Source organism: Alloacidobacterium dinghuense (assembly GCF_014274465.1).
Lineage (GTDB): Bacteria > Acidobacteriota > Terriglobia > Terriglobales > Acidobacteriaceae > Alloacidobacterium > Alloacidobacterium dinghuense.
This window is the reverse complement of record NZ_CP060394.1, coordinates 3610674-3633083: the sequence shown is the minus strand read 5'-3', so window position 1 is coordinate 3633083 and position 22410 is coordinate 3610674. Positions and strand designations below refer to the sequence as shown.

28 protein-coding genes and 1 pseudogene are annotated in these 22410 nt (G+C 54.7%); 17 read left to right on the top strand and 12 right to left on the bottom strand.

Annotation, left to right across the window (positions count from 1 at the left end; translation table 11 throughout):
* Positions 1-686: 686 nt before the first annotated feature.
* Together H7849_RS15015 and H7849_RS15010 are read right to left on the bottom strand one after the other, a co-directional pair.
* Positions 687-1706, bottom strand: a complete 1020-nt coding sequence (locus H7849_RS15015; RefSeq protein ID WP_186740372.1) for a YncE family protein — start codon at positions 1704-1706, stop codon at positions 687-689.
* Positions 1707-1774: 68 nt separating this feature from the next.
* Positions 1775-2296 (bottom strand): PepSY-like domain-containing protein, encoded by a 522-nt coding sequence (locus tag H7849_RS15010; RefSeq protein ID WP_186740370.1) that lies wholly within the window; start codon positions 2294-2296, stop codon positions 1775-1777.
* An 823-nt stretch (positions 2297-3119) separates the two neighbouring features.
* On the opposite strand from H7849_RS15010, the gene H7849_RS15005 reads away from it, so the two are divergent.
* The 5 genes from H7849_RS15005 to H7849_RS14985 all read left to right on the top strand — a co-directional run bounded on the left by H7849_RS15005 (position 3120) and on the right by H7849_RS14985 (position 7602).
* Positions 3120-3683 (top strand): sigma-70 family RNA polymerase sigma factor, encoded by a 564-nt coding sequence (locus H7849_RS15005; protein WP_186740368.1) that lies wholly within the window; start codon positions 3120-3122, stop codon positions 3681-3683.
* Positions 3680-5011, top strand: a complete 1332-nt coding sequence (locus H7849_RS15000; RefSeq protein ID WP_186740366.1) for an anti-sigma factor family protein — start codon at positions 3680-3682, stop codon at positions 5009-5011. Before H7849_RS15005 ends, H7849_RS15000 begins: the two co-directional genes overlap by 4 nt.
* 17 nt (positions 5012-5028) lie before the next feature.
* Positions 5029-5946 (top strand): ABC transporter ATP-binding protein, encoded by a 918-nt coding sequence (locus H7849_RS14995; RefSeq protein ID WP_186740364.1) that lies wholly within the window; start codon positions 5029-5031, stop codon positions 5944-5946.
* The gene (locus tag H7849_RS14990; RefSeq protein ID WP_186740362.1) at positions 5943-6902 is read left to right on the top strand and encodes an ABC transporter permease; all 960 of its coding nucleotides are present in this window, start codon (positions 5943-5945) and stop codon (positions 6900-6902) included. The genes H7849_RS14995 and H7849_RS14990 overlap by 4 nt, the downstream gene beginning before the upstream one ends.
* 235 nt (positions 6903-7137) lie before the next feature.
* Positions 7138-7602 (top strand): hypothetical protein, encoded by a 465-nt coding sequence (locus H7849_RS14985; protein WP_186740360.1) that lies wholly within the window; start codon positions 7138-7140, stop codon positions 7600-7602.
* A 996-nt stretch (positions 7603-8598) separates the two neighbouring features.
* Here the strand turns inward: H7849_RS14985 and H7849_RS14980 are convergent.
* Together H7849_RS14980 and H7849_RS14975 are read right to left on the bottom strand one after the other, a co-directional pair.
* A complete protein-coding gene (locus H7849_RS14980) occupies positions 8599-8928 on the bottom strand; it encodes a hypothetical protein (protein WP_186740358.1) in 330 nt (109 codons plus the stop codon).
* Between the two features lie 156 nt (positions 8929-9084).
* The gene (locus H7849_RS14975) at positions 9085-9717 is read right to left on the bottom strand and encodes a hypothetical protein (RefSeq protein WP_186740356.1); all 633 of its coding nucleotides are present in this window, start codon (positions 9715-9717) and stop codon (positions 9085-9087) included.
* A 1059-nt stretch (positions 9718-10776) separates the two neighbouring features.
* On the opposite strand from H7849_RS14975, the gene H7849_RS14970 reads away from it, so the two are divergent.
* The 8 genes from H7849_RS14970 (at position 10777) to H7849_RS14935 (ending at position 15641) form a co-directional block, all read left to right on the top strand.
* Positions 10777-11487 (top strand): chitobiase/beta-hexosaminidase C-terminal domain-containing protein, encoded by a 711-nt coding sequence (locus H7849_RS14970; RefSeq protein WP_186740354.1) that lies wholly within the window; start codon positions 10777-10779, stop codon positions 11485-11487.
* Positions 11488-11655: 168 nt separating this feature from the next.
* A complete protein-coding gene (locus H7849_RS14965; protein WP_186740353.1) occupies positions 11656-12225 on the top strand; it encodes a hypothetical protein in 570 nt (189 codons plus the stop codon).
* 1231 nt (positions 12226-13456) lie between these two features.
* Positions 13457-13747 carry an STAS domain-containing protein gene (locus tag H7849_RS14960; RefSeq protein WP_186740351.1) on the top strand — a complete coding sequence of 97 codons (291 nt, stop codon included), beginning with the start codon at positions 13457-13459 and terminating at the stop codon, positions 13745-13747.
* Positions 13744-13989, top strand: a complete 246-nt coding sequence (locus H7849_RS14955) for an ABC transporter permease family protein (RefSeq protein ID WP_186740349.1) — start codon at positions 13744-13746, stop codon at positions 13987-13989. The genes H7849_RS14960 and H7849_RS14955 overlap by 4 nt, the downstream gene beginning before the upstream one ends.
* Positions 13986-14312, top strand: a complete 327-nt coding sequence (locus tag H7849_RS14950) for an MlaE family ABC transporter permease (RefSeq protein WP_186740347.1) — start codon at positions 13986-13988, stop codon at positions 14310-14312. The genes H7849_RS14955 and H7849_RS14950 overlap by 4 nt, the downstream gene beginning before the upstream one ends.
* A 38-nt stretch (positions 14313-14350) precedes the next feature.
* Positions 14351-14542: an ABC transporter permease gene (locus H7849_RS14945; protein ID WP_251106287.1), complete on the top strand. Its 192-nt coding sequence runs from the start codon at positions 14351-14353 to the stop codon at positions 14540-14542.
* Positions 14543-14544: 2 nt separating this feature from the next.
* Positions 14545-15354, top strand: a complete 810-nt coding sequence (locus H7849_RS14940) for an ABC transporter ATP-binding protein (protein ID WP_186740343.1) — start codon at positions 14545-14547, stop codon at positions 15352-15354.
* A complete protein-coding gene (locus H7849_RS14935; protein WP_186740341.1) occupies positions 15351-15641 on the top strand; it encodes an MlaD family protein in 291 nt (96 codons plus the stop codon). Before H7849_RS14940 ends, H7849_RS14935 begins: the two co-directional genes overlap by 4 nt.
* A gap of 302 nt (positions 15642-15943) precedes the next feature.
* On the opposite strand, the gene H7849_RS14930 is transcribed toward H7849_RS14935, so the two are convergent.
* Positions 15944-16411: a DUF1772 domain-containing protein gene (locus tag H7849_RS14930; RefSeq protein ID WP_186740340.1), complete on the bottom strand. Its 468-nt coding sequence runs from the start codon at positions 16409-16411 to the stop codon at positions 15944-15946.
* A gap of 90 nt (positions 16412-16501) precedes the next feature.
* A complete protein-coding gene (locus H7849_RS14925) occupies positions 16502-16882 on the bottom strand; it encodes a DUF4267 domain-containing protein (RefSeq protein WP_186740339.1) in 381 nt (126 codons plus the stop codon).
* 108 nt (positions 16883-16990) lie between these two features.
* Here H7849_RS14925 and H7849_RS14920 point away from each other — a divergent pair, with 108 nt between their 5' ends.
* Positions 16991-17599 (top strand): TetR/AcrR family transcriptional regulator, encoded by a 609-nt coding sequence (locus H7849_RS14920; RefSeq protein ID WP_186740338.1) that lies wholly within the window; start codon positions 16991-16993, stop codon positions 17597-17599.
* A 164-nt stretch (positions 17600-17763) separates the two neighbouring features.
* On the opposite strand, the gene H7849_RS14915 is transcribed toward H7849_RS14920, so the two are convergent.
* The gene (locus tag H7849_RS14915) at positions 17764-18294 is read right to left on the bottom strand and encodes a TetR/AcrR family transcriptional regulator (protein ID WP_186740337.1); all 531 of its coding nucleotides are present in this window, start codon (positions 18292-18294) and stop codon (positions 17764-17766) included.
* An 87-nt stretch (positions 18295-18381) separates the two neighbouring features.
* Here H7849_RS14915 and H7849_RS14910 point away from each other — a divergent pair, with 87 nt between their 5' ends.
* From H7849_RS14910 to H7849_RS14900, 3 genes are all read left to right on the top strand, one after another.
* Positions 18382-19164: an SDR family oxidoreductase gene (locus H7849_RS14910; protein ID WP_186740336.1), complete on the top strand. Its 783-nt coding sequence runs from the start codon at positions 18382-18384 to the stop codon at positions 19162-19164.
* Positions 19165-19225: 61 nt separating this feature from the next.
* Complete coding sequence (locus tag H7849_RS14905) at positions 19226-19693, top strand: hypothetical protein (RefSeq protein WP_186740335.1); 468 nt, start codon at positions 19226-19228, stop codon at positions 19691-19693.
* Positions 19694-19747: 54 nt separating this feature from the next.
* Entirely contained in the window at positions 19748-20041 is a 294-nt protein-coding gene (locus H7849_RS14900) for a DUF1330 domain-containing protein (protein ID WP_186740334.1), read from the top strand.
* A 368-nt stretch (positions 20042-20409) separates the two neighbouring features.
* Here the strand turns inward: H7849_RS14900 and H7849_RS27480 are convergent, their stop codons facing one another.
* From H7849_RS27480 to H7849_RS27465, 5 genes and pseudogenes are all read right to left on the bottom strand, one after another.
* Positions 20410-20697 (bottom strand): helix-turn-helix domain-containing protein, encoded by a 288-nt coding sequence (locus H7849_RS27480; RefSeq protein WP_432756495.1) that lies wholly within the window; start codon positions 20695-20697, stop codon positions 20410-20412.
* A 157-nt stretch (positions 20698-20854) separates the two neighbouring features.
* Positions 20855-21202: pseudogene (locus H7849_RS27475) on the bottom strand (AraC family ligand binding domain-containing protein); the annotation flags it as partial.
* A complete protein-coding gene (locus H7849_RS14885; RefSeq protein WP_432756494.1) occupies positions 21199-21648 on the bottom strand; it encodes an alpha/beta fold hydrolase in 450 nt (149 codons plus the stop codon). The pseudogene H7849_RS27475 and the gene H7849_RS14885, both read right to left, overlap by 4 nt.
* The gene (locus tag H7849_RS27470; RefSeq protein ID WP_432756493.1) at positions 21648-21785 is read right to left on the bottom strand and encodes an alpha/beta fold hydrolase; all 138 of its coding nucleotides are present in this window, start codon (positions 21783-21785) and stop codon (positions 21648-21650) included. The genes H7849_RS14885 and H7849_RS27470 overlap by 1 nt, the downstream gene beginning before the upstream one ends.
* A gap of 277 nt (positions 21786-22062) precedes the next feature.
* Positions 22063-22404, bottom strand: a complete 342-nt coding sequence (locus H7849_RS27465; RefSeq protein WP_432756550.1) for a transposase — start codon at positions 22402-22404, stop codon at positions 22063-22065.
* Between the last annotated feature and the right edge of the window lie 6 nt (positions 22405-22410).

Sequence of the window (22410 nt, the reverse complement as noted above, 5' to 3'; positions counted from 1 at the left end):
AAATAGGAAGCAAGACAAAAGCCCGCTGACCGCAGCGGGCTTTTTCATTTCACACGACACACGAAGCCCAGGGAAATGCAATTCTTCTAACCGCATTTATTTGCAGGAATTTATCAGAGCACAGGGGGAGGGTAATCAAGGGTAGCTGTGGGCTTCAGCCCACCGAATTAAGGCGAGGCCAAAGGCCACCATACCTTATTGCCGTAGGCATGAGCGCAGGCGCAGCAGAAGCGACAAGGAAGCCCCGCTTCCGCCAAAATAACGTGAGCCCTAACTGCCTGTATTTGGAGGAATTTGTAAAGGCAATAACCATACTTTACACACAGAACATAAGGCGCAAGATTTTCTTGGTTCGAAGGAGCAAGGGCATCCTGGCGCGATGGTTTTTGAGTACGTTTCGGGAAGCGAGTTTTTCAACACCCACGGGCCGATGCACTCGTTGAAGCCTGCGGAATCGATTGGCCTTCGCGAATGTCTCTGGTGATTGATTGCTATCACCAGACAGTTTTTCATTGCCGATCCTAGAACCCAAAAAATCAGATCAGCTAGCATTTTGAAGGCGAGGATTGAAAGGGACTGCGAGTAACCCTCTCGTCGCTACTTCAATTTGAGAAGAAGCCGATAGAGAATGACTGCTGTGGAGCATTGGGCCGAGAGCACTACGCTCCACTTGCGGCCCAATGAACTCAGTGACGCCCGACCACTACGATCATGAACGTGCCCGGTTTCGGCTTGGGTCTGCCCGTTGTTGCTGGCTCAAGCTCCGCGGTGGGTAGATAAATTAGGTGTGAAGTCTCGTCGACACCCATCGTCCGGGCGCCGTCCGGTGTTTTCACAACCTGTTCTACTTCGAACTTTCCGTCTTTCTCTCCTGCCACTGTGAGCGATCCGTCGCGGCAACTTGCGAAGGCCTTATCTGCCATGACCTTCGTGGCATCGACGCCCGCACCAATTGGCAGCGAGGCTTCCACCTGGCCGCTTTCGGAGCTCATTACGATCATCTTCTGTGGTTTACGACAGCCAATGAAGAGGCGATGAGTTTTAGCATCCAGCGCCATGCCCACCGGCTGACCGCCCGGAGCAACCGGCCATCGAGCGAGCACTTTTCGAGAACGCAGATCCACAACAGCTACGACATCCTTATCTTCCAGGTTGATGTAGGCTTTACCTGTCTCGTCAGCCGCAAGAAACTCCGGTGCTCCGCCCAGTTCGATAGGCGGGTCGATCTTCCCGTTTTTAGGATCGATGTCGGGTTTAAAAGTCATCAGCGCACCGCCATCGCCCGAAACCGCCAACACTCGTCCAGTGGCGGAGTTGTAGATGATGCCGTCAGAGTCCGGCATAGTCGGGATTTTGCCGAGGATGGCGTAGGTCTTTAGATCGAAGACCACGATACCGCCGCCTCCTCCTCCATCGGTGATGAAGCCGCGTCCGACGCTGGGAACGATCGCGACGCCATGGGCTGTTGTCTGCCCCGGTATGTCTCCGAGCACCTTGCCCGAATTGGCGTCAATAACCATGGTATGTGTGGACCGCGGAACGAAGAGTCGGTGCGTTTCGGCATCGACTGTGAGGTAATCCCATCCACCTTCTCCACCAATATGAAATGTCCTTGTTACTTCCCAATTTGTCTGTGCGACAACAGGCAGCATGTTCGCGGACAACAGGAATGCTAGGGATGCAATCATAATTCGAGTTATTTTCATCAATCTCTCCAGAAACGACTTTTATCAAGAAACCTGCTGCAGTAACTAACATGCGCTCCTCATGGCAACTAGTTCCGCTCAGGTGCTGCAGACCCGTCGGCATGCACACGAATCTCCTGACGTTTCCCGTTGCTCAGGATCTGAGCTTCATAGGCGATTTCGGCATTTGCTCTCACTTCTTCTACCTTGCGAATCGAGGCGCCAGCGGCTTCTTTTCGTATAGCCGTCATGGCAGCCACGGGAACCGTATTAAGCGATACCTGTTGCTCAATTTCGACAACCTTGCCCGACGGGTTAATAGAGATATCTCTGGATTTTCCACCAGCCGTCATCTCCACTTCATACTCAACCTTGCCGTTTTCTACTTCCTTCGAATAACGCCAGACAGTAGCTCCCTGACTTTCTCTTTGAGCAGTCTTCTGGACGGCTGCGGGCAAATCGTTATAGGTAATCTGCGTTTCGCCTGCTATCGCGGCGGCGGCGCAAAATCCCATAATCAGAGCACTTCCCAACACGAAGGAAAAGGTCTTTTTCATATTTTCCCCTTGCGAATCATGATGCGACGAATCACTTAAGCCAAACTGAAGCATCGCGACTTTTCAGTCACACAACGCCCGATCAGGGTTTCGCTAAATTGGAAATCGGGCGCAAGCTATCGATCGCCTGTCGAATTGGCTGAGTTCTTTTACCGCGGCACCATTTCTCGATCTGTTTGTTCTGAAATCTCCACGTCGATGCGGTTGTACTTTGGAAACTCCACTTCTTTGCCGTGTCGAATCCACCGTCGGTAGACCGAGAGCAGCGGCGTAGAATCCGATACCGGCAGCCAGATCACGGGATGCTGATGCCATGCCGACGATTCGTCCCGCTAACCCGAGACCATTTGAGCCCACGGTTGCTATAGTCTCGTGTACATATATTGGGTACACGAGAGTGGCCCCGAGCAGTGTTCCGACCTTCATCGGCACATGTTGTGTGAGGCGCGCTTCGAGCTGAGTGTCCGCCGGAATGGTCACCGCATATGCGCAAGCCTGGCTCAAGGCAGTTGCGATTCCGACTGTCAACAATACAGCAGGGAGAGCCGGATCTGGCAAACGCGTGAAAATCATAAGAGAGCTCACTGCAACGAAGGATTTCGCTCTAAAGGTGAAAAAAGGAAATTCCCTATACAGGTTTGAAATTTCAACTTAGACCGCAATTCTTAAATCACGCTTAAGTTGGCTTAGCCTCAGCGAAGGTGATTCAAACAGACTCCGTAAACCGGCCCATCAGGAGCATGCATGAAAACATCTCGACCTCGCTCAACTGAGCTTCCGGCGACTCTTCAGATACAAACGAGTATGGTCGGATCAGCAAAAATTTCTTGTCACAAATTCACTCTGCCCGTCGTTATAGAGGTGTAGAAGCATTGGCATGAGCGATCGCTGGATAGAAGCGGAGTTCGAAGCGATCTTTCGGGAGCATTATCAGCGCATCGTCCGTGTCACCCGGCGCGTGCTGTCGCGCGACTCCGAGGCCGAAGAGGTTTGCGTCGAGGTCTTCTTGAAGCTCTACCGCAGCGGTCCGGGCGTTGCGGCCAGTGGACTCATCGGCGGATGGCTCTATCGCACCGCGACTCGCGCGTCGATCGATGCCCTGCGCGCCAATCGGCGGCGGGGTATGGAGCAATTGGATGGCAGTGGCCCCGTTGAGCCAGAGGATCTCGCCGAGAGCCCACTGACCCTCCTGCTGCGTCGAGAAAGCATCGGTGAAGTGCGCGAGGTGCTGGCAAAGCTGAAAGTCGAGAAAGCGCAGCTCCTGCTATTGCGCCACACCGGTCTGAGTTATCGAGAGATTGCTGAAGCTTTGCAACTCGGCGTCAACTCGGTCGGGCAAAAACTGGCTCGGGCGGAGGCTGAGTTTTCCGCACTCTACGAACGACAGCAGCGCCAGAAGCGCAAGGCAACGCAATTGCAGACAGCAAAGGAGGGGCAATGAAACACGAAGAAGTGAATCAGGGAGTGCTGCGGGCCTACCTGGATGGCGAACTCGATTCCATGCGATTCTTTGCGGTCGAGCAGCACTTGCAGGGTTGCAGCGTCTGCTCCGGCGAACTCGCCACTCTACGGCGTCATGCTGCCTGTATACGTGAAGGCCTCGACAAATTGCCAGGGTTGCCGGACGCCGATTCATCTGCGAGGGCCTGGTTTGCGTTTCAAAAGAAGCGGGAGGAATGGATGGACAACGATCAGATTCGGTGGACCTTGTGGCAGAAATTATCCCTTGCAGGAGGATGCCTTGGCGTCGCCGCAGTCACTTTGGTGCTAACCGTAGCGCCAGTTCGGGCGTGGGCGGAAGGCCTGTTGGCCATCTTTCGCGTAGAGCGTTTCACCATACTCGAGATAAACCCCGCTGCCTTGAAGAACGAAGGGTTGCAAAACAATCAGTTGCTCAATCAGACGATAGGTCGCGTTCTATCCGATGAAATCACGATAACTCAGAGTCCACAAAAGCCGCAGCTTATGCCGAATGCGGCAACTGCCTCGAAGGTTGCAGGGTTTCCAGTGCAGCTTCTCCTCGGCCAAACCCCGTCCAGTCTCCTGCTGGAGAGCGGGATCGGCATGAATATGAAGCTCGATGGTGACCGCATCCAATCGATACTCGATGAGGCGGGACGCAGCGACCTACGGATTCCTGCATCGGTGGATGGAGCCATTATTGGCGTGCGAGTACCAGCTGGCGTGATGGCGTTCTATGGGAACTGCGGCGATGTTGCGTCCAGGATGATGGGCCAGGCGGGTCCCAACCCGGGCACGAAGAACCCTTCAGCGAGTGCCGATCATAGTGTTGTCGTTCATCTTGGCGGTGCGGATAAATCCGTCTCAGAGGCTGGCGTCGATGTCAGCGCGAATCAAGCCAGACACGCGAACAGAGTCAGCGCAGGCGAGACATCCGGACAGGAGGCCGATGCCACGTGTGTATCGTTATTCGAGATTCCCAGCCCGATGGTGTCTGCTCCTCAGGAAATCGATCCCGCTCAGATCGCGCAGGTAGCGCTTCAGTTTCTTGGCATGAGCGCCAACGACGCTGCTAACTTTACGCAGACCGTCGACTGGACCTCGACGCTCGTTCTCCCCGTGGTCCGCGGTGAGTCGAAGTATGAGCAGGTGCACGTCAACGGCAATGAAGGCGCATTGTTGCGCGCGGCAAATCAGAACCAGTCTGGCCACTTCTCTCTCATGTGGATCGACAATGGAATCGTCTTCGCTCTGAACGGAACGGGAGACGATACTACGGCAATCAACTTGGCCTCGCAGTTACAGTAGAGAGAGCCGGAACGTGCATGGCAACTCTTACCATCGATGCGTCGCAGCTTAGGAAGACCTACGGAACTCGTACTGCCGTCCGCGACCTGACCCTCCAGGTCGGTCGCGGAGAGGCATTCGGATTTCTGGGTCCGAATGGTGCTGGCAAAAGCACTTCGATCAAGATGCTGCTGGGCCTGGTAAAGCCAACCGGTGGCAGCGCTCTACTACTTGGTCAACCGGTGGGCACACGCGCGGTGCGAACTCGCGTTGGCTTTCTACCCGAACATTTCCGCTTCTATGATTGGCTCTCAGCTTCAGAGCTGATCGCATTTCATGGGAGGCTATGCGGTCTGGCAGAAGACAAGTTGCGTCGGAAGATCCCGCAGTTGCTTGAGCGTGTCGGCCTCGGCGCGCAACACAACAAGCCCATTCGTAGTTTCTCCAAGGGAATGATGCAGCGCGTCGGCTTGGCACAGGCAATCGTCAATGACCCCGAAATCTTATTCCTGGACGAGCCCACTTCCGGCCTCGATCCAGCCGGACGTAAGCTTGTGCGTGACGTTATCGCGGAGCAGTGTAGTCGCGGTGCTACAGTCTTTCTTAACTCGCATTTACTCGGCGAAGTTGAGCAAAGCTGCGACCGCGTAGCCTTCATTCAGGATGGCCGAATCATTGGCATGTATGAGATGGGCGCGTGGCAATCAGCTCAGACGGAAGTTGAAATCAGAGTCGCGCGTGTTAACTCCGCCGCGATAGAGGAGCTCAAAGGATTCACTCAGGATCTTCGCCTGGAGGGGCAGGTTCTGCGACTGCGCGTAGTAAAAGTAGATCATCTTCCAGAGGTTGTTCGCTGTCTGGTCGAGGCCGGCGCGGACGTTTTCTCCGTCGTCCCGCAGCGAGTAAGCCTGGAAGACTTGTTTTTGCAGATGATGGGACCGGACCCCGGCCTATGAAAGAGAACGCAATCGACGTGCGCCTGCCCGCAGGTACTCCCGAACCGCCGGCAAACGAGCAACCACTCATCGATTGCGCCATAGCTGAGCCATCCGCTTTCGGTCTTTCACGCGGACCGGGCGCATGGCGTACAACTTTGTTAATGGCGCGAGTCACCTTCCGGGAGGCGGCACGGCGCAAGATTCTTTGGATCGCGATGCTGGCAGGCGTCGCATTTCTAGGGTTTTTCTGGACGGCGCTTCATTTCGTTTTGAAACACAAGACGCGGCAGACTTCGACTGTCGATTTTCGTGAAGGCATTGTCATGATGACCATGATGGTGCTCTATGCCGGAAGTATGATGACTTCTCTGATGGCAGTGCTGACTTCCTGCGACACACTCTCCGGAGAGATCGCGTCAGGCACAATTCACGCCATAGCCACCAAGCCGGTGGAACGCTGGTGCCTTGTGCTTGGCAAGTGGATGGGCTTTGTAGGGATGCTGACGCTCTATGTGTTGCTTATCGAGGGTGGCTCGATCCTGATCAGCTGGCTCGAAAGTGGATACCGCCCTCCACACGGCCTCGCCGTGCTCAGTCTGATCTGGTTGCAAGCCCTGGTTCTGCTCGGGGTTACTATGGCAGCGAGTACGCGTTTCTCATCGCTGACCAGCGGCGCCTTCTCGCTCGGGCTGTATGGCGTGGCCTTCGTTGGCGGATGGATCGAGCAGTTCGGATCATTGCAACACGTGAAAGCTTGCATCAATCTGGGAATTCTCTCAAGTCTCATCATGCCTAGCGATGCCCTGTGGCGGCGCGCCGCCTTCAAATTCCAGCCACCGCTGCTTGGAACCGTTGGGGTCACTCCCTTCAGTGGTACATTGGTGCCTAGTAATGCCATGGTGGTTTACGCCGCCTTCTATGCACTTCTAGTTATTTTGTTGGCGCAGGTTCTCTTCTCACGCCGCGATCTTTAAGCGCAGCTTTCCTCTCTCTAGGATGCTGCCGGTTCCCGATAGTTCGTTCAGGCACAACGGAAGTATTCAAGTGGCCAATTAACGTCAGTACTCTATCGGAACTGCTCCGCGGATCGTCCCTTCCGACGGGCCCGACCGACAGGATCCTCAGTCCGTGGCGGTGCTCAGATACAAGCTCTGGCAACGGCACTATCGTTTGGCGCAGACACAAACAACTTCACGCTGAGACTGTCATATGCGTATATGCGTGTTCACGCTCGTCGGAGGGTGCCTGTTTCTGTTTTTTTGTGTCTCTGCACACGGTCAGACTTCTTCTAAGGCGTCCTCTGGCCGTTCGCAAAAGGCCAACGAGGACAAAGATCCGGTAGCCATCCTTGAGCTTGGCGCAGCAACAAGCTGGAATCTCAGTGGAGGCGCAGCGACGTTCGCGCCGAATCTTGCAGCGGAGGTGACACCTATAGAGAACTGGCTGGAACTTGAGGCAGGCATGTCACCCTTTTACACGCGTAATTCTACGGAATGGGACACCGACCTGCTCTTCAAGAAGCCGTGGACGATATCGCGGAAGGCAGAGTTCATGCTGGGCATCGGTCCCGAATGGATTTACCTTAAGCAGAATGGGAAAACGGCCGACTCCATAGCTGGTGAGCTGGCAGGAGACTTCATGTTCTGGCCAACCGGCAAACACCGATTCGGCTAGTTCCTTGAACCGGCTTACGACTACAGCTTTGCAAGAGGGCACCAGCAATCCATCGGTATGAGCGGTGGTCTGCTGATTGGAATTCCGCGATAGTTACCGAGCATGTAAACGCGCGTTAATCACCAGCCACCAGCCCGTAAGCCAATTCTCACCTGACCGCATGGCCAAGTCACTTATCGAACTGTTCGATCGATTTGCGTCTTTGGCACGGTCGATCACGTGTATTGCGTCTTTTCTTGTGCCTTCCGCGTCGTCGTGGAGCGTCAGAAGCCAAAGGTGTCTGAGAGGGGCGTTTGGCGCCCCCAGACGAGAGCCTAGAACGAGAAGGTGATCTGACCCGTGATGGTACGCGGGGTTACATAGTGCGTGCCGCTAAAGGTTGAGAGGAAGTTGTAGAGCGCGTACTTATCAGTAAAGTTCACAGCTGTAACGCGAGCAACCCATTTATATCTGTCGCCGTTAAAGATGTTATCTTCACAAGCGAGGCGTCGAAGAGATTGCGCGGCTGAATGCGAATGGCGGATTCTTGTCGTCGTTCTCAGTACCCGGAGCAGGCACCTTCACGAGGTTGGAAGTCAGTCCGTTCGCATCGCAGTTCGTAAACCCCGATGTCGGAGTGGCGCGCACCCCATCGCAGGCGAGACCAGCTTGTGCCTGTTGATCCGCTGTAAAGCCGCTCAGGTCGATTCCCGGCTATCCGTTTTGGGTAGGGTAATCGATGTTGCACCGTACCTGCTGTTCGGATCCGTCACGTTATAGCAGGGCACAGAGCCAGCAACAAGACCGCTATCATACCGCCAGTTAAGCGCTAACCATGGACCGCGATGAATCGGCACCTGATATTGCAGATGGGTCGTCTCGTTCTACCGTTCGTCGTGGTTAATGCGGAATGGAAATCCGCTCTGGCCTACAGTCGCTCTTGCCCCGGAGCTCTGCGGTGGGAAGAACCGCGCGGCAACCGAGGACATAACAACGAAGGCCGAAAAGTTGTGCTAGTTAGGTATATCTGCGCGCAGCACAAAACCCGGAATTTTGGAATTGTGCCAGTCGATGGGGAAGGTGATGGGAGTATTCCCTAGGACGCTGAAGTCGAAGGCATTGTGTGTACTTCCAGATGTAATCCCCGCTGACCACCACGTTCTTGCCGAAGGCCTGCTGGAAGCCCGCATGGAACTCGTTGCGGTATCCCGGCTGAAGTGTTCCCGAGACACCGGGCGTGCAGAGAAGCAACGGTGACAGCACGTCATTTCCGTATCCCTGGCTGGACAACACGAGGTTCTCGTTGAATGGCGTTTCCAGCGTGCGTGCATAAGAAATGCGGAGCACGGTGTTGCTTGGCTTGTGCAGTAGGTAATACCCACGCGAGGTTCCGCCTGACGAGCCACGGTCAGGCCATTATACAAATCGCCGCGTATGCCCAGATTGAAAAGCCAATTACCTGCCTTGATCTGGTCCTCGACATATAATGCCAGCTCCTTCATATCAGTATGACCAAAAATAGCTATAAAGGCTGCCGCTGCGAGTCAGGTCATATGGCAGCAGAACGGGGTTGAACGGTGTCGATGTAGCATTTGGATTCGAGCCATCGTTGGGAAACAGTCCTGCTGCAACGCATTGCGACGGATCGGTAAACCCGCTTACAGGATTCAGATTGACGTCAAGGCAGGGCGAATTGAAGGTTGAAGCAACGATTCCGAGGTTGTCATTCTCCCTGAGGAAGGTCTGCTCATACACGGCTCCTGCCTTGATGTTGTGGATTCCCTTTACGTACGAGTAATCCGAATGGACCCCGGCGTTTGTCAGTGTTCGGTATTGGCTAATGGTCTGGTTCTGCAAATTTGGTGGCCCAAGATCTGCAAATGGGTCGCCGCTTGGGTAATAGTTATAAAAATATCTGCGGACATATGGAGCGAAGTTGAAAACCGAGGTGGAGCCGATCACGTGCGTGTAGGTGGGCGCCATATCGAATGTCTGAATCTTGGAGCGCTGATCGGTATTGCCGACATCGCCGAAGACGGGGTTGCTCTCGTTGCCCCCGCTGATCACATTCATTACGTTCAGATTGTCATAGGCGTTCGGAGTCTGGAACCATGAACGGCTGTAGTTCAGGTTCATGTGGATGAAATCAACTGGCGTAAATCATAATCCAGGCGATCGAAGAGCTTTTCCTCGTTGCCCTTATCGTGAAATACCACGATCGAGAAAGCGCCCGGTTGAGGTGCTCAGCTTGATGTGGGAGGACCTCGACCCTACAACCAGAACTCTTTCGATCAGACGGTTGGCACTCGACGGTGTAGTCGCTGATGCGAAAAGCCAAGCATCGCGAGATGTCATTCCTCTGAGCGAAGATTTCCTTGGTTTTTGTTTGATGGCAGCAGGCGGTGCCATATTCAGAGGAGGATGGATGTTTCCAAGCGTTGTTAAGGGTCGGCCGATCACGCGGGAATTTTGATGCGCCGGTACCTAAAACCCCTTGCTTCAAAACTGGATGTCTCGCGTCTTTGGGTGGCATACCTTCGCCAGACGTTTTTCGGAACAAGGTTTCGATGAATTCTCCGCCGACGAAGCGATTGCTTCCGGATCGTCGACCACTGGGGGCCCGCAATCGGGGCAATAGATGATGCCGATGAAGGGGAGACCAGAGACAATTGGGACTCCACAGATCGCGGCCTTTTCTAAAGGCTCTAGAATCAATAACTAAATGGTTGCGGGGGTGGACTTGAGCCACCGACCTTCCCTCCGCTGATGTAATCGAAATCAATAGCGAAATCGAGGTTTTTCAACCCCTTTGGCTGGCCTAGGCGGGATCCGAAAATTCCCGCACCTTTGGGTTTGCTTGTGTGTGTGAGTCACCTTCGCCCAGCTCAGGCGAATCTTGTAGGCCGTTGCCAGTGTCATCCGTGTGCTGGCCAACCTGATTGGTAGATTGCGTGATTGTGTGATTACATGATTTCTGATTAAGAGATTTCTGATTGATGGATTCAGGATTGGGGGCGGCTGCGATGTTTCGGTTCGACAGAGACAATTTCCGTCACAACTGAATAAACCTCTGCGTCTGCCTTCTCCTCTTCAACTGAGTTTCGGAGGCTATCTTTCGGTCATGCATTAAGTTTTCTTCCATCAGACGGCATCGTAGAGATTGTTGGGGCTGAACAGACGCCGAATGCAAGCCTTGTGATTCCAAAAGACCACTACTCTCGAACTACTCGATACGCCACTTTCACGTTCTTCACCGGATTGCTCAGCGTCATCCTCGGATGTGGCGACGGGGTAGTCACTATTCCCACGGCCGTGCCCTTGTTCTCGCCAGATGGGGGAAGCTTCAGTTCGGCCCAGGTTGTAACAATCACTGCGAATCCGGGCGCAGAGATCTACTACACCGTGGATGGAAAGACCCCGACCACGTCATCCACTCTTTACACTCAACCAGTCAAAATAGCCACTTCAGCGACACTCGAAGCCATTGCGGTTGGATCAGACGGGAGATCAAGTACTGTCGCGACGGCAACCTATGTCATATCAAGTTCATCCGGCAGTAGCGGGATGCTTCCCTTCAATATTGTGTGCTGGGGAGATTCGATGACAGCGGGCGGCGCAGGCGTTGTGGACGTTGGGGAGTATCCGCCGCTTTTGCAGGCATATACGACGGGAAAGGTGGTCGATGAAGGTATAGGCGGACAGACCTCCACCCAAATCGGAGTGCGGCAAGGAGGAGTTCCGACCTCGGCTACTGTGACTGGTTCCCAAATCCCGGCCTATGGTGCTGACGACGTTACAATATCCTTTCCACTTGGGTATGAGCCCCTCACAAGTGTCACAGGAGCGACTTACGGATCTATCGCTGGCGTTGTCGGCAAAGTCACTTTGTCGGCTCCGCTCCCCTGAGGCACCTTCACCTTTAGCAGACTATCACCCGGCAATTCTCCGGTGAGTGCTTCAGGCCCTCAACCCTATACGCCATACAACTTGTTTAGGGGCTACACTGCCATACTCTGGGAAGGTCGGAATAACATTTTTAAGACTCCCTACGGACCTTGGGGAATTTCTCAGATTTTGTCTGACATTGCAGCCCAGGTTGGTACGCTCCCCTCCGGAATGAATTACTTGGTGTTGTCGGTAGCCAATGAGGCTACCCCAACGGAAATGCCCGGACAAGCACACTATTCGCAGTTGCTCGAGTTGAACAATGACTTGGCGGTCGCCTACGGGATTCACTACCTGGACGTTCGCTCCATCCTCGTGAATTCGTATGATCCTTCATCGCCGATTGATGTCTCCGATTTTCGGTACGATATCATTCCTTCCTCGCTCCGATCGATCGAAGGGATTGGAACGCTCTCGGGCGATATCGGACCTGCCGACCAATTGTTCACGGTCAATATGGCAGCCGGAACGTTGCAGAAAGGTTTCGTACTCACGGTGGAGAACGAGAGCATCTATGTCAGCCGCGTAAGTGGGTCGACCGTAACTGAGTGCATTCGCGGTTTCGGTGGCATCGTTTCCGGCCATTCGGCTGGCAGTTCAGTGACGGAGCTCAGCCCCACGCATCTCAACAAGCACGGCGATGCCGTGGTGGCAAACGCGGTTTCAATAAAACTGCACAACATTTCCGGCATTCCCTAGAATTGGCCAGATGAAGTCGCGTTGAGCAAACATCCAGTGCCGTGTTCAACGCGTCCATACCAGGCGATGAGAGGCGTTCAAGCTCTTGCTCTAAAAATTCACGCGACCAAGCAGAGAAGGGATGATTTGGCACACTGGGGAGGGGTGTGTCTCCACTACCGCTGCGAAGAGACTCCAACGTGTCGATGCGAAGCCGTAGAGCTTGCACCTGTGATGCCGTCACTGACAAAAATAAGTGACCTCGACAGGGTGCGATGATCGCAGGTTTAACCGAACGGGCAACCTCGGAGCGCCAAGGCCTTGACAATGCATTCCCAAGCAATCCAAATCATTACTCGCACGCGGGTATTGGTGCGAAAATTCAGTCGAGTTAGAGTGGGGGTTGTTCGCAGGAGGCCCAGTTTCCTCAATTGCCATTTCCGCGCGCTACGTTCACCCCAGCGAAGATGCTGTAATGAACGTATTTCTAGCGGATCCCGAAAATCTTACCTGAGACCGAACAGGACAACGACATTTTCCAGACATTTAACGCCCAAGTCGTTAGCAATCGCGACGACATCGACGGGAGCGGAGGTTTGGTGCTTCGCTCCGAACCCGCGACCTCCTGGCTATTTGTTGATCGAAACCGAGTTGCCCGCCTTCAAGGCCTGAATAGCGACTGCCGATCCTTCCAGTTCAAATGATTCCAATCGTCACAAGGTCCCCTCTTCTCTGCTTTTGTGGCCCATACCTAACCCACAGTCCCGTGCTGCCGGCGCGTTTCGGATCGAGCCACTGAATCTCCCAAGCGAGCGCGTAATGTGTCTGTCTGTGTATCGGTTATCTCTTTCTCAGTGCTGGAATAAGCCTCAACTGCTGCGCGAGCGAGAATAGGTTGCAACTCCCCAGTGATCGCTGATCTTGCCTTCAGTCCAGGCCGGAAAGCCACGCTCAACCCAGCATGTGCGCCGGGCCTGAATGATTTGTCTGTGGTTTGCCGACAGGTCCTTGACTTCATTGCATACGTCAGCTGGCGGGGATTTCTTCGGGACCAAATGTCAAATTGTGAGTAATTGCCAGCCAGCTAGCATCGGTAGCCGAGCTCGGGCACCGAGTGCTTTCGATTTACTGTGCCGATCTCGCTGGGCTTGCTCCGACAACAGCATTGGCCACTGGCTTGCACGATTCCATGCAAACGCAGGCTTCGAATTTGTTTGCCATTACGAAATGAGACAGGACAGGAGAGAGGGACATGGGTGAGATCGTTTCGATTTCAGGACGGGTTGCAATCGACACATCCAGCAGGATGCGGGACAGGCTCGCCGACGCACTGCGCTCAAAGCCGGACGCCCTCACCATTGATCTTACTCAGGTCGACTACATGGACACGTCCGGGCTTGCGACCCTTATAGAAGCGATGAGGCTGGCTCGCCAGCAGAATACTGAACTCCTCCTGCGAGGCGTTCAGGAGCAGCCACGATATCTGTTGAGGGTCAGTGATCTCGATCGCGTGTTCCCGATTGAGGAGGACGCGAAGCCATGAAGGCGCTTAAGGCCATCGGCGCAGGAACGATCCAGCAGTTGGCTTATATCGGCGGATTGACGGCCCAGTTCTGGTCGGGTATCAGCGTGCTGCCGCGCATACTACCGATATTCGGGAAGCGGGGACGCTGGCGCGCTGCGCTCAGGCAGATGTATGCGATTGGTGTGGAAGCCCTGCCAATGGTGGCCATCGTCTCAGCCTGCGAGGATTCATCCTTGCGATTCAGAGCGCCTCCGAGTTGAAGCGTTACGGAGCGGTACAACTGGTCGTCGATATCGTCGTGGTCGCGTTCACGCGCGAACTTGGCCCTCTACTCACGGCAATTGTAGTCAGCGGCCGCTCGGGATCTGCCTTCTCTGCCGAGATCGGCACGATGGTGGTAACTGAGGAGATCGACGCGCTGCGCACAATGGCCATCGATCCAGTGGAATTGGTGCTGGCTCCGAAGTATCTCGGTGCGATGATCGCGGTGCCTTGCCTGACAGTCATGAGCAGCGCCTTTGCCATGCTGGCTGGAGCCGGTTTCATGTTCCTCAGCCAGAACATCACGCTCCCGATCTTTTGAGATATGCGGCGGAAGCGATTCTCCTTCACGACGTCTTCATGGGGATGATGAAGAGCCTGGTCTTCGCCACCATCATCGTGCATGTGGGATGCCTGGAGGGTTTCCGCGTGAAGGGCGGACCGGAAGCAGTCGGCCGGGCGGCGACTTTGGCCGTCGTTCGGTCTACCTTCCTGGTGATCTTCGCCGACCTATTTATCACTACGCTGTTCTACATGCTGGATCGGAGTTAGAGATGACCACTCCGATTATCTCTGTGCGTGGCCTAACCGTCTCTTATGGAGATCATCGCGTGTTGAACGGAGTGGACCTTGACATCCAGCGTGGCGAGGTCCTCGCGTTGCTTGGCGGCAGCGGCTCAGGGAAGAGTACGATGCTTCGGCACATCATTGGGCTCGAGCATCCACAGTCGGGCACGATTCTTGTTCGGGGTATGGATATCAACCGCTGCTCGCCCGCAGAGTTGAAAGCCATCCGACGAGGGATGGGGGTAGCTTTTCAGGGCTCCGCGTTGTTCAGTTCAATGTCGGTCGCGGAAAACGTGGAATTACCCCTACGTGAGCTGACCACGCTGGCTGATCCAGTGATCGAGATCATGACCTACATCAAACTCGCTTCTGTAGGACTGGGCGAGGCGTGCAAGCTGCTGCCACAGGAATTGTCCGGCGGAATGAAGAAGCGGGCGGCCGTGGCGCGGGCGACGGCGCTCGACCCGGAGATCGTCGTTTTTGACGAGCCGTCGGCCGGGCTCGATCCGATCGTCGCAGCGGAACTCGATGAACTGATCCTTTTTCTGAATCGGGCATTCCACATGACGATTCTGATCGTGACGCACGAGATGGCGAGCGCGCTCCGGATTGCTGATCGGCTGGCCATGCTCTACAAGGGCTCTCTGATCGCGGTCGAGAGCAAAGAGTCTTTTACGGCCAGTACCGACCCGCGAATCCGGCAGTTCCTGGACCGGGTACCCGATCGCATCGCGGATAGCGAATCGGTGCAACGCCGCTTTCGCGAACTTGCGGGAATCGAGGATGAACAACAATGAAGGACATCGAAATCAAAGTCGGGGCATTCGTCGTGCTCTGCGCTGCGGTTTTGTGCGGGACCATCTACTACGTGAGCTACGCGAAATTCAACGGCGCCCATGTTCACTACAGGACCTACTTGCGAAATGCTCCCGGAATGGAGCCGGGTGCCCCTGTTCTCTTCGGAGGAATCACGGTGGGCAAGGTCACCTCTGTGCAACCGGACAGCGCCGATCCAACCAGAATTGAGATTGCGTTCGAGGTCTGGTATCGCCAGTTGAAATCCTTCATCGTTATGAATCGGTAAACAAGCGCCGACTCATCGGGACGAATTCGCACCTGGGAGGCAGAATAAGCTGAACGCTCACCTATTCGGCGAGGAGAGCGTTGATGCCGTCTTCGAAGAGTAATGGATCGCCATCTCCAGCATGGCTGATCGTGATCGGGTCCTCACGGTCGACAAGATCGGTCAGAGGCATTTCTCTCAAATGGCATAGACCAACAAGAGGCCGAATGACAAAAGAGGCCGAATGACAAGCACGATATGGAAGCCTCCGTCCAAGCCTCGGATGGCTCCTGACTCTTCAAAGGGGAGCGCACCAGCCACATTTACGCCGAAGCGACTAGCAACACGAGGCACTGGGCAAGCAGGGACACAATGAGCAGCGGAACACGGATCAATAACACCCTATCCCACGACGCCTGTAGCTCTCGACCGTTGTCGAGTCTTCCCCCGGTTTTTGCTGCTTCGGTTTGAATCCGATTGATTGGTTTTGACAAGAGATTGTAGAGAATGACGAATAGAATCAGCATGAGGAGCGATGCGAGATAGAACCAGCGCTGCCAACTCCTGCTGAATACGACCAGCAAGAGGTTGGACAAGATCGCCAAGACGCCCCAGATCGGCATCCGCGCGTCGGCGAACATGTGGAAGAAACCCATGATTTCGGTTCCGGCAGATGGTGAAGCCAATCTGAGAGCGGGACGGCCGATCGTCAAAAAGAACATGTCCGTGCCAAACACAACTGCTGTGCTTAGAATCCCAACCAGAGACACCAGCCACATCCAATGGCTCATAGTTCCTCCACCTTTCTAAGGCGCAGCCGCGCGCCGATTTGCTGGAAAACTTCCAGCAGATTAAGTTGTACTAGTGCTCGATCAGCTCTCTCAAATGGCATGGATCAACAAGAGGCCGACGAAGAGCATCACCGCGCAGGTCACGCCATGAACGGAGAACGCTGTTGCCTTTCGCCCGCCAGACGCCAAAATGTTGGACATGTCGCCAAAAGGGATGATGGCGAAAACTAGAAGAACTATGCCTGCCGTCCGGCTGTCCGTAGTCAGCATCATGGTCAACACGGCCAACCCAGCTACGATGTCCCGGATTCCTTTCAGACGTAGCCAGGCAAGAGTGTCAGCATCGGCTGCAGGCGGTTTTAGCCCAAACGATCCTAAGACTCGTTTGGGAGATGCGATGTAGAAACAACCGATAACCATGATCCCGACAGCGATGAGAGTCGCCAGGATGAGCGGAATAACATTGTGCATAAGACATCTCCTTGTTATAAAATCTAGCAACGCTATATATGATTCGGGGCATTTGAAAAAGTTTCAACGGTCCGCGCAAAAAATCTAGCGGCGCTATACTTTCTATCAATGGCAACGAACCGAATTGCAGAACGAAAACAGCGTGATAGGCAGGCCCGCCGGGCACAGATTATCAGTGCCGCCCGACGAATCGCGGAGCTTGAAGGGTGGCCCAACGTAACCGTTCGGCGGCTATCCGACGAAGTTTCCTACAGCCAACCCGTTTTGTATGCTCATTTTGGAAGCCGCGAAGGGATTCTCGCCGCGGTTGCTATTGAGGGTTTCCAGGAGATAGGCCTGGCTTTGGAGAAGGCACGGAAGCGGGTTAAGCGTGGAAATACGGTCGAATCGGTCGCGGCTGCGTATCTGGAGTTCGCCGCGTCTTCACCCGCACTGTATGAAGTGATGTTTTCGCTCAGCCTGAGCGTACCCTTCGATGATCCGGCTACTCCTCCGAAGCTGCGTTTCGCGTTTTCCCAGCTCCTGGAGTTGTTTCAGGGGCAGAGCTCGAAGCCAGAGGTTCTATCGGAACTGTTTTGGGCGAGCCTCCATGGTATCGCTGAGCTAACAAGAACCAAGCGATTCCCGCCCAGCCGTCAGAAAGAGCGCGTAAGGGCGCTCGTCGAGCTCTTCAATTTCCCAAGAGATGTAACGGCACAGGTGGTGAAAGCGCGATGACTGTAATAGGCGCTCTCGTCTTTTCGCAAACGAGGATGAGTCCTCACAAACGCGCTTATGTTTACTAAAGCTCAATCTCAATGAGTGCATAATCGCCAACTCGTTTTTCGAGCGAGCGCGGTTCTGGAAACATGCTAAGCCGTGTTGTCGTCAATTGACAATCGTCAGCTGACCTTCTGTCGCACACTCTGAAGAATCTCATCCGAAAGCCGCGGATCCTGGACGGCGCGAGCCAGTACGACGCCGCCGATCAACGCGGCTGCCTGAAAGATGGCTTCCTTACGGTCGCCCCCGGCGGCGGAGAGAATGTCCTCGAATCCCCGCTCAAAGGCTGCTTTGAGTTCGGGCGCTGAGCGGGCCACTTCCTGCGCCAGTGCGGCCATGGTGCAGCCGTCGCCTGGATTATCGCGATGCCGAGGGCTCAGATAGCGATCCGCATACGCTTTCCGGCCCTTTTTCGTCGCGCCGTAGCTCCGTTCGCGCCCAGCCGAAACATTCTGTCCGTAGGCAACGGCATCCTTCTCGAGTTCTTGTTTCGACGCGAAATGGGCATAGAAGGCGCCATGAGTAAGGCCAGCGGCCTTCATTACTTCGCCCACGGTCACGTTCTCAAATCCCCGTTCTCGAAAGAGGCGCGATGCCTCCTTCACAATCCGGTCATGTTTTGCGGCGGTCTCTTTGGCGGGGTACCGCATTTCCTGCATCCTCCATCTATGATGCTCATCATATCATATGTATGACGGCCATCATAGTTGAGAGGCCCCCGTCGTCAAGAAGGAATCATGAAGCTTGCAGGCAAAAAAGCCCTCATTACCGGAGGAAACAGCGGCATTGGTCTGGCCACAGCCCGGCTCTTCGTCGCAGAAGGCGCCGAAGTAGCCATCACCGGTCGCGACCAGGAGACATTGAAGGGCGCAATCACCGAACTCCGACCAAACGCTCGTGGCTATCGCGCCGACGTTACGGCAGCAGAGGATCGCAAGCAACTCTTCTCGGCCCTTGCAAAGGAATTCGGCAATCTCGATATCGTCTTTGCCAACGCCGGGATCTCCGGCAGAACAGTTACTGGCGCGACTGACGAGGCCATTTTCGAGAACATCATCTATACCAACCTGAATGGCGCTTTCTTTACGGTCAATTCAGCGGTCCCGCTGCTGAACGACAATGGCAGCATTATCTTCAACGGATCGGTGCACAACCATCTCGGCCAATCTGGCATGGCCGCATATGCAGCCACGAAGGGCGGCCTCGTCTCCATGGCGCGTGCCATCGCAGCCGACCTTGCACCACGCAACATTCGTGTGAATGTCGTCGCACCCGGAGCCACGAAGACTCCGATCTGGAAGCGTGGGTCCCGCGCTAACGACACTGCAGAGCAATCTGCCAAGCTCGCTGACTTCGTTTCCTCATCGATCGCGCTGGGCCGTTGGGGCGAACCGGAAGAACTGGCCAAAGCCGTACTTTTCCTCGCCTCTGCCGACTCATCGTACATCAATGCGATCGAGTTGGTGGTTGATGGAGGAATGACGGGTGCGCCTTTCGGAGCCCCCATTCTTCGCGGCTAATCGCGTAGGCGGTCCGTTTCGTGCGTCCGACAAATAATGTTCAACGCAAAAGGAGAGACACATGCCCAGAATCCACTTCCACCACATAACCAGGCTGACACCTGAGCAGTACGTCGCCGGGCTCACCGATTTCGGACCCGACCGTTCGAAACTCTTCAGCAACAGCGCCGACGAGTACCTCAAGGTGCATCAGCGGAGCCGCACGCAGGCCGACGTCACCGAAGGCTCTAGAGGCATATGGGAGCGCCTGCACTATGACTGGTCCGATCCCAACCACGTCGTCCTCACGACCACTGACTCGAACATCTGGGGAGGCGCTTCAGGCCACATCTACACCTTTACACGCCAGCTCGACGGCACCACAGACATTGACGTGGTCGTCATACGCGAGGGCAAGAATCTCAAGGGTCGCCTCCTGGGCCTTGTGCTCGGTACCATCGCTGGTAGCCTTTTAGAAAGGGCGTTTACAGAGAGCGTCGAAGCCATGGAAGTCCGGAACGGCGTCGCGACGGGGAGTTATGCAGCGTGAGGCAAGCAGGCTTTCACAGTACCTGACACTGCATTTGCACTGAAAGGCGACACAATGAAAAAGGGTTATTGGATAGTTTCATATCGATCGATCTCGGATCAATCGGCGGTGAAGGCCTATGGCGCACTAGCAGGGCCAGCCATTGAGTCTCTCGGCGGGCGTCTTTTGACCAGGTCCGCGAGCCAGGTTCAAGCCCACGAAGCCGGATTGCAGCAGCGGACGGTCGTTGTCGAATTCGACAGCTTTGACACCGCTGTCGCAGCGCACGAAAGCGAGGCTTACCAAAAGGCGCTTCAGGCACTCGGTTCCGGCGCGGAACGCGACTTTCGTATCATCGAGGGAGCATAAGCTTTCCTTGAAACGGGCCATTTCTCGTCAACCAACGCTATGGCCTATCGCCTTAATCCTTCAGCGATATGAGCAGGGCGGCCATAACTCGCAGCATATGTGTGATTTTTGGCCGCTCTACGCCCCTTGTTCAAACGGGTTTCATATCGAAAGTAGTTTTCCCTGGGCCATTGAGTGTGTAATCGCCGAATCGCTCATGAATGACAACTCAAGGAGCGCCTTGCCCTGATTCCATCAACGGAGGCGAGACGGGAGTCTGCTGGGTAACTGCGTTCAGGAGAGGTGCAGAAAGCAAATTTGCTAACACCTGAGGTCTGGATATGTGTGGACAGTGATCCCTATCGATAACCGTGGTGTTGTCACCACAGTCATTCGTGAAACGTACAGGCGATATTGCCCGCGCGTATTGGACGAAATTGATCCGCGTAGCGCCGTGGCGTAGTTCCGGTGTGTGCCCGAAAAACCCGCGTGAAGTGACTTTGATCGCCAAATCCGCATTCGAACGCTACACGGGAAGGAGAGAATGACCGTAGCAGACGCTTGGCCCGCAATGCACGCTGCTGAAGCTGGTAGGCATGTAGCGGAAGACCGAAGCGATTGCGAAAGGCTCTGAGAAGATGGAACTTTCGTAAGGCCCGTTTCCGTTCCAAGATCATCCAGACTAACATCCTCAGAAATGCGGTCGTGAAGGTACTCACGTGCACGGTCAAGGTTACTCGGTGCCGCGGATCTATCGATGACGCCTGACCAAGAACTAAAACGGCGAATCACCTCCGCCATGATGTTGAGCAGCATTCCCTGTTTTGCGAGAAGGCTAGCAGCTGAATCCAGAGTATGAAGCGCCTTCGACAAATCGTGAGACACAGATGGATCACTCAAGACTGTTTGAGAGAAGTGGAGACTACCGGGCAGCTTCGCTCGTTGTGAGACTACCTCACGAAAGCTGCTTTCCGGGATATGCACCACACGGAAGCACAGACTGGGGGCACCGAAACTATCTGCGCTATGTACTTCGCCAGCGTTGACGATTATCACTTTACCGGTAGCGAGATGTTCTATTTTGCCATCGTGATTAAGCTGCATAACGCCGGAATCAATCAGCCCGACGGCGAATTTCCTCCTGCCAATGAGGTTCAAAACAAACCCTTCAATGATGCTCATCCTTTGATGAACGCGAGTAGATCTGCGTTGATCGTGTTCGCATTCGTAGTCGGCATACCTTGCGGGAATGCTGGATAGAACTTCGTCTCAGAGTTTTTGAGCAGTTTCGCTGACAGGGGACCGGCATCGGCGAATGGCACAATCTGATCGTCTTCGCCATGCATCACCAACAAGGGCGCAGCGACTTTCTTGAGATCCTCTGTAAAATCGGTCTGTGAAAACGCGACGATACCATCGTAATGTGCCTTCGCGCCGTCCATCCTGCCTTGGCGCCACCAGTTCTGGATGACCGCCTCGGAGGATTTCACGCCGGGCCGGTTGTAGCCATAGAATGGGCCTGCCGCGACATCGCGATAGAACTGCGAACGATTGGCCGCGAGCTGCGCCTGCAATCCGTCGAAAAGCTCCTTGGGAAGGCCGCCCGGATTAGCCGTCGTCTTGACCATCAGCGGGGGGGACCGCGCTGATGATCGCAGCCTTCATAGGCCGAAAGCGGCCAGCCATGGCTGAACACGATGGGCTGCCCAGTTCCCCAGTCCTTGAAGTAAATTGACGTTCCGTCTTTGGTTTTAACCTCGCTCATTTGAGCTATTGCTTGATTCATGCGAAGCGCGGGCCGCGCAGGTTGTGATGAAATGATCTTTGGAAAAGGCGGAACTCTACAACTTCGATACGAGAACTACTCGGGGAAGAGTCCTGTCTCGACTCCTTTGAAGGAGAACAGACTACCTTCGCGCGAACTTGACGCGATTTCCCGATCAAGCATTCCCATGAAAGAGACTTTCTTCTGGTGGCGATTTGCGTGCATCTGAAGGCGCTTTTCGGGGTGCATCTTCTGAGATTTGGGGCCGATCTCAGTCTCATCGATTTCGATAGGTCCATTGCCGCCCATCTTCAGGAAAGAGCCTCCGCATCGCTTCCCGAATGCGGTGGAGCATGTGCCACGCGGACTTTTGGGTGATGCCAAGGATTCGCGCCAGTTCGTAGCTAGAGATGCCATTTTTGCAGCTAACCAGCATCCAAACTGCCGTCATCCACTTGTCCAATCCCAGCGGCGAATCCTCAAAGATCGTGCCGACTTTGAGGGTGAATTGCTTCTTGCATCCATTGCAGAACCAAATCCGACGAGTCTTCAGGAAAGAGTGAGACTCAGAGCCGCAGCGGGGACAATTGATGCGGCCATCGGGCCAGCGAAGCTCAATGGCATA

Excerpts from the sequence above, each read along its gene's own strand:
- H7849_RS15015 (WP_186740372.1), bottom strand. The coding sequence starts at position 1,706 with ATGAAAATAACTCGAATTATGATTGCATCCCTAGCATTCCTGTTGTCC.
- H7849_RS15010 (WP_186740370.1), bottom strand. The coding sequence starts at position 2,296 with ATGCTTCAGTTTGGCTTAAGTGATTCGTCGCATCATGATTCGCAAGGG.
- H7849_RS15005 (WP_186740368.1), top strand. The coding sequence starts at position 3,120 with ATGAGCGATCGCTGGATAGAAGCGGAGTTCGAAGCGATCTTTCGGGAG.
- H7849_RS15000 (WP_186740366.1), top strand. The coding sequence starts at position 3,680 with ATGAAACACGAAGAAGTGAATCAGGGAGTGCTGCGGGCCTACCTGGAT.
- H7849_RS14995 (WP_186740364.1), top strand. The coding sequence starts at position 5,029 with ATGGCAACTCTTACCATCGATGCGTCGCAGCTTAGGAAGACCTACGGA.
- H7849_RS14990 (WP_186740362.1), top strand. The coding sequence starts at position 5,943 with ATGAAAGAGAACGCAATCGACGTGCGCCTGCCCGCAGGTACTCCCGAA.
- H7849_RS14985 (WP_186740360.1), top strand. The coding sequence starts at position 7,138 with ATGCGTATATGCGTGTTCACGCTCGTCGGAGGGTGCCTGTTTCTGTTT.
- H7849_RS14975 (WP_186740356.1), bottom strand. The coding sequence starts at position 9,717 with ATGAACCTGAACTACAGCCGTTCATGGTTCCAGACTCCGAACGCCTAT.
- H7849_RS14960 (WP_186740351.1), top strand. The coding sequence starts at position 13,457 with ATGGGTGAGATCGTTTCGATTTCAGGACGGGTTGCAATCGACACATCC.
- H7849_RS14955 (WP_186740349.1), top strand. The coding sequence starts at position 13,744 with ATGAAGGCGCTTAAGGCCATCGGCGCAGGAACGATCCAGCAGTTGGCT.
- H7849_RS14945 (WP_251106287.1), top strand. The coding sequence starts at position 14,351 with ATGGGGATGATGAAGAGCCTGGTCTTCGCCACCATCATCGTGCATGTG.
- H7849_RS14940 (WP_186740343.1), top strand. The coding sequence starts at position 14,545 with ATGACCACTCCGATTATCTCTGTGCGTGGCCTAACCGTCTCTTATGGA.
- H7849_RS14935 (WP_186740341.1), top strand. The coding sequence starts at position 15,351 with ATGAAGGACATCGAAATCAAAGTCGGGGCATTCGTCGTGCTCTGCGCT.
- H7849_RS14930 (WP_186740340.1), bottom strand. The coding sequence starts at position 16,411 with ATGAGCCATTGGATGTGGCTGGTGTCTCTGGTTGGGATTCTAAGCACA.
- H7849_RS14925 (WP_186740339.1), bottom strand. The coding sequence starts at position 16,882 with ATGCACAATGTTATTCCGCTCATCCTGGCGACTCTCATCGCTGTCGGG.
- H7849_RS14920 (WP_186740338.1), top strand. The coding sequence starts at position 16,991 with ATGGCAACGAACCGAATTGCAGAACGAAAACAGCGTGATAGGCAGGCC.
- H7849_RS14915 (WP_186740337.1), bottom strand. The coding sequence starts at position 18,294 with ATGCGGTACCCCGCCAAAGAGACCGCCGCAAAACATGACCGGATTGTG.
- H7849_RS14910 (WP_186740336.1), top strand. The coding sequence starts at position 18,382 with ATGAAGCTTGCAGGCAAAAAAGCCCTCATTACCGGAGGAAACAGCGGC.
- H7849_RS14905 (WP_186740335.1), top strand. The coding sequence starts at position 19,226 with ATGCCCAGAATCCACTTCCACCACATAACCAGGCTGACACCTGAGCAG.
- H7849_RS14900 (WP_186740334.1), top strand. The coding sequence starts at position 19,748 with ATGAAAAAGGGTTATTGGATAGTTTCATATCGATCGATCTCGGATCAA.
- H7849_RS27480 (WP_432756495.1), bottom strand. The coding sequence starts at position 20,697 with ATGATCTTGGAACGGAAACGGGCCTTACGAAAGTTCCATCTTCTCAGA.
- H7849_RS14885 (WP_432756494.1), bottom strand. The coding sequence starts at position 21,648 with ATGGTCAAGACGACGGCTAATCCGGGCGGCCTTCCCAAGGAGCTTTTC.
- H7849_RS27470 (WP_432756493.1), bottom strand. The coding sequence starts at position 21,785 with ATGAGCGAGGTTAAAACCAAAGACGGAACGTCAATTTACTTCAAGGAC.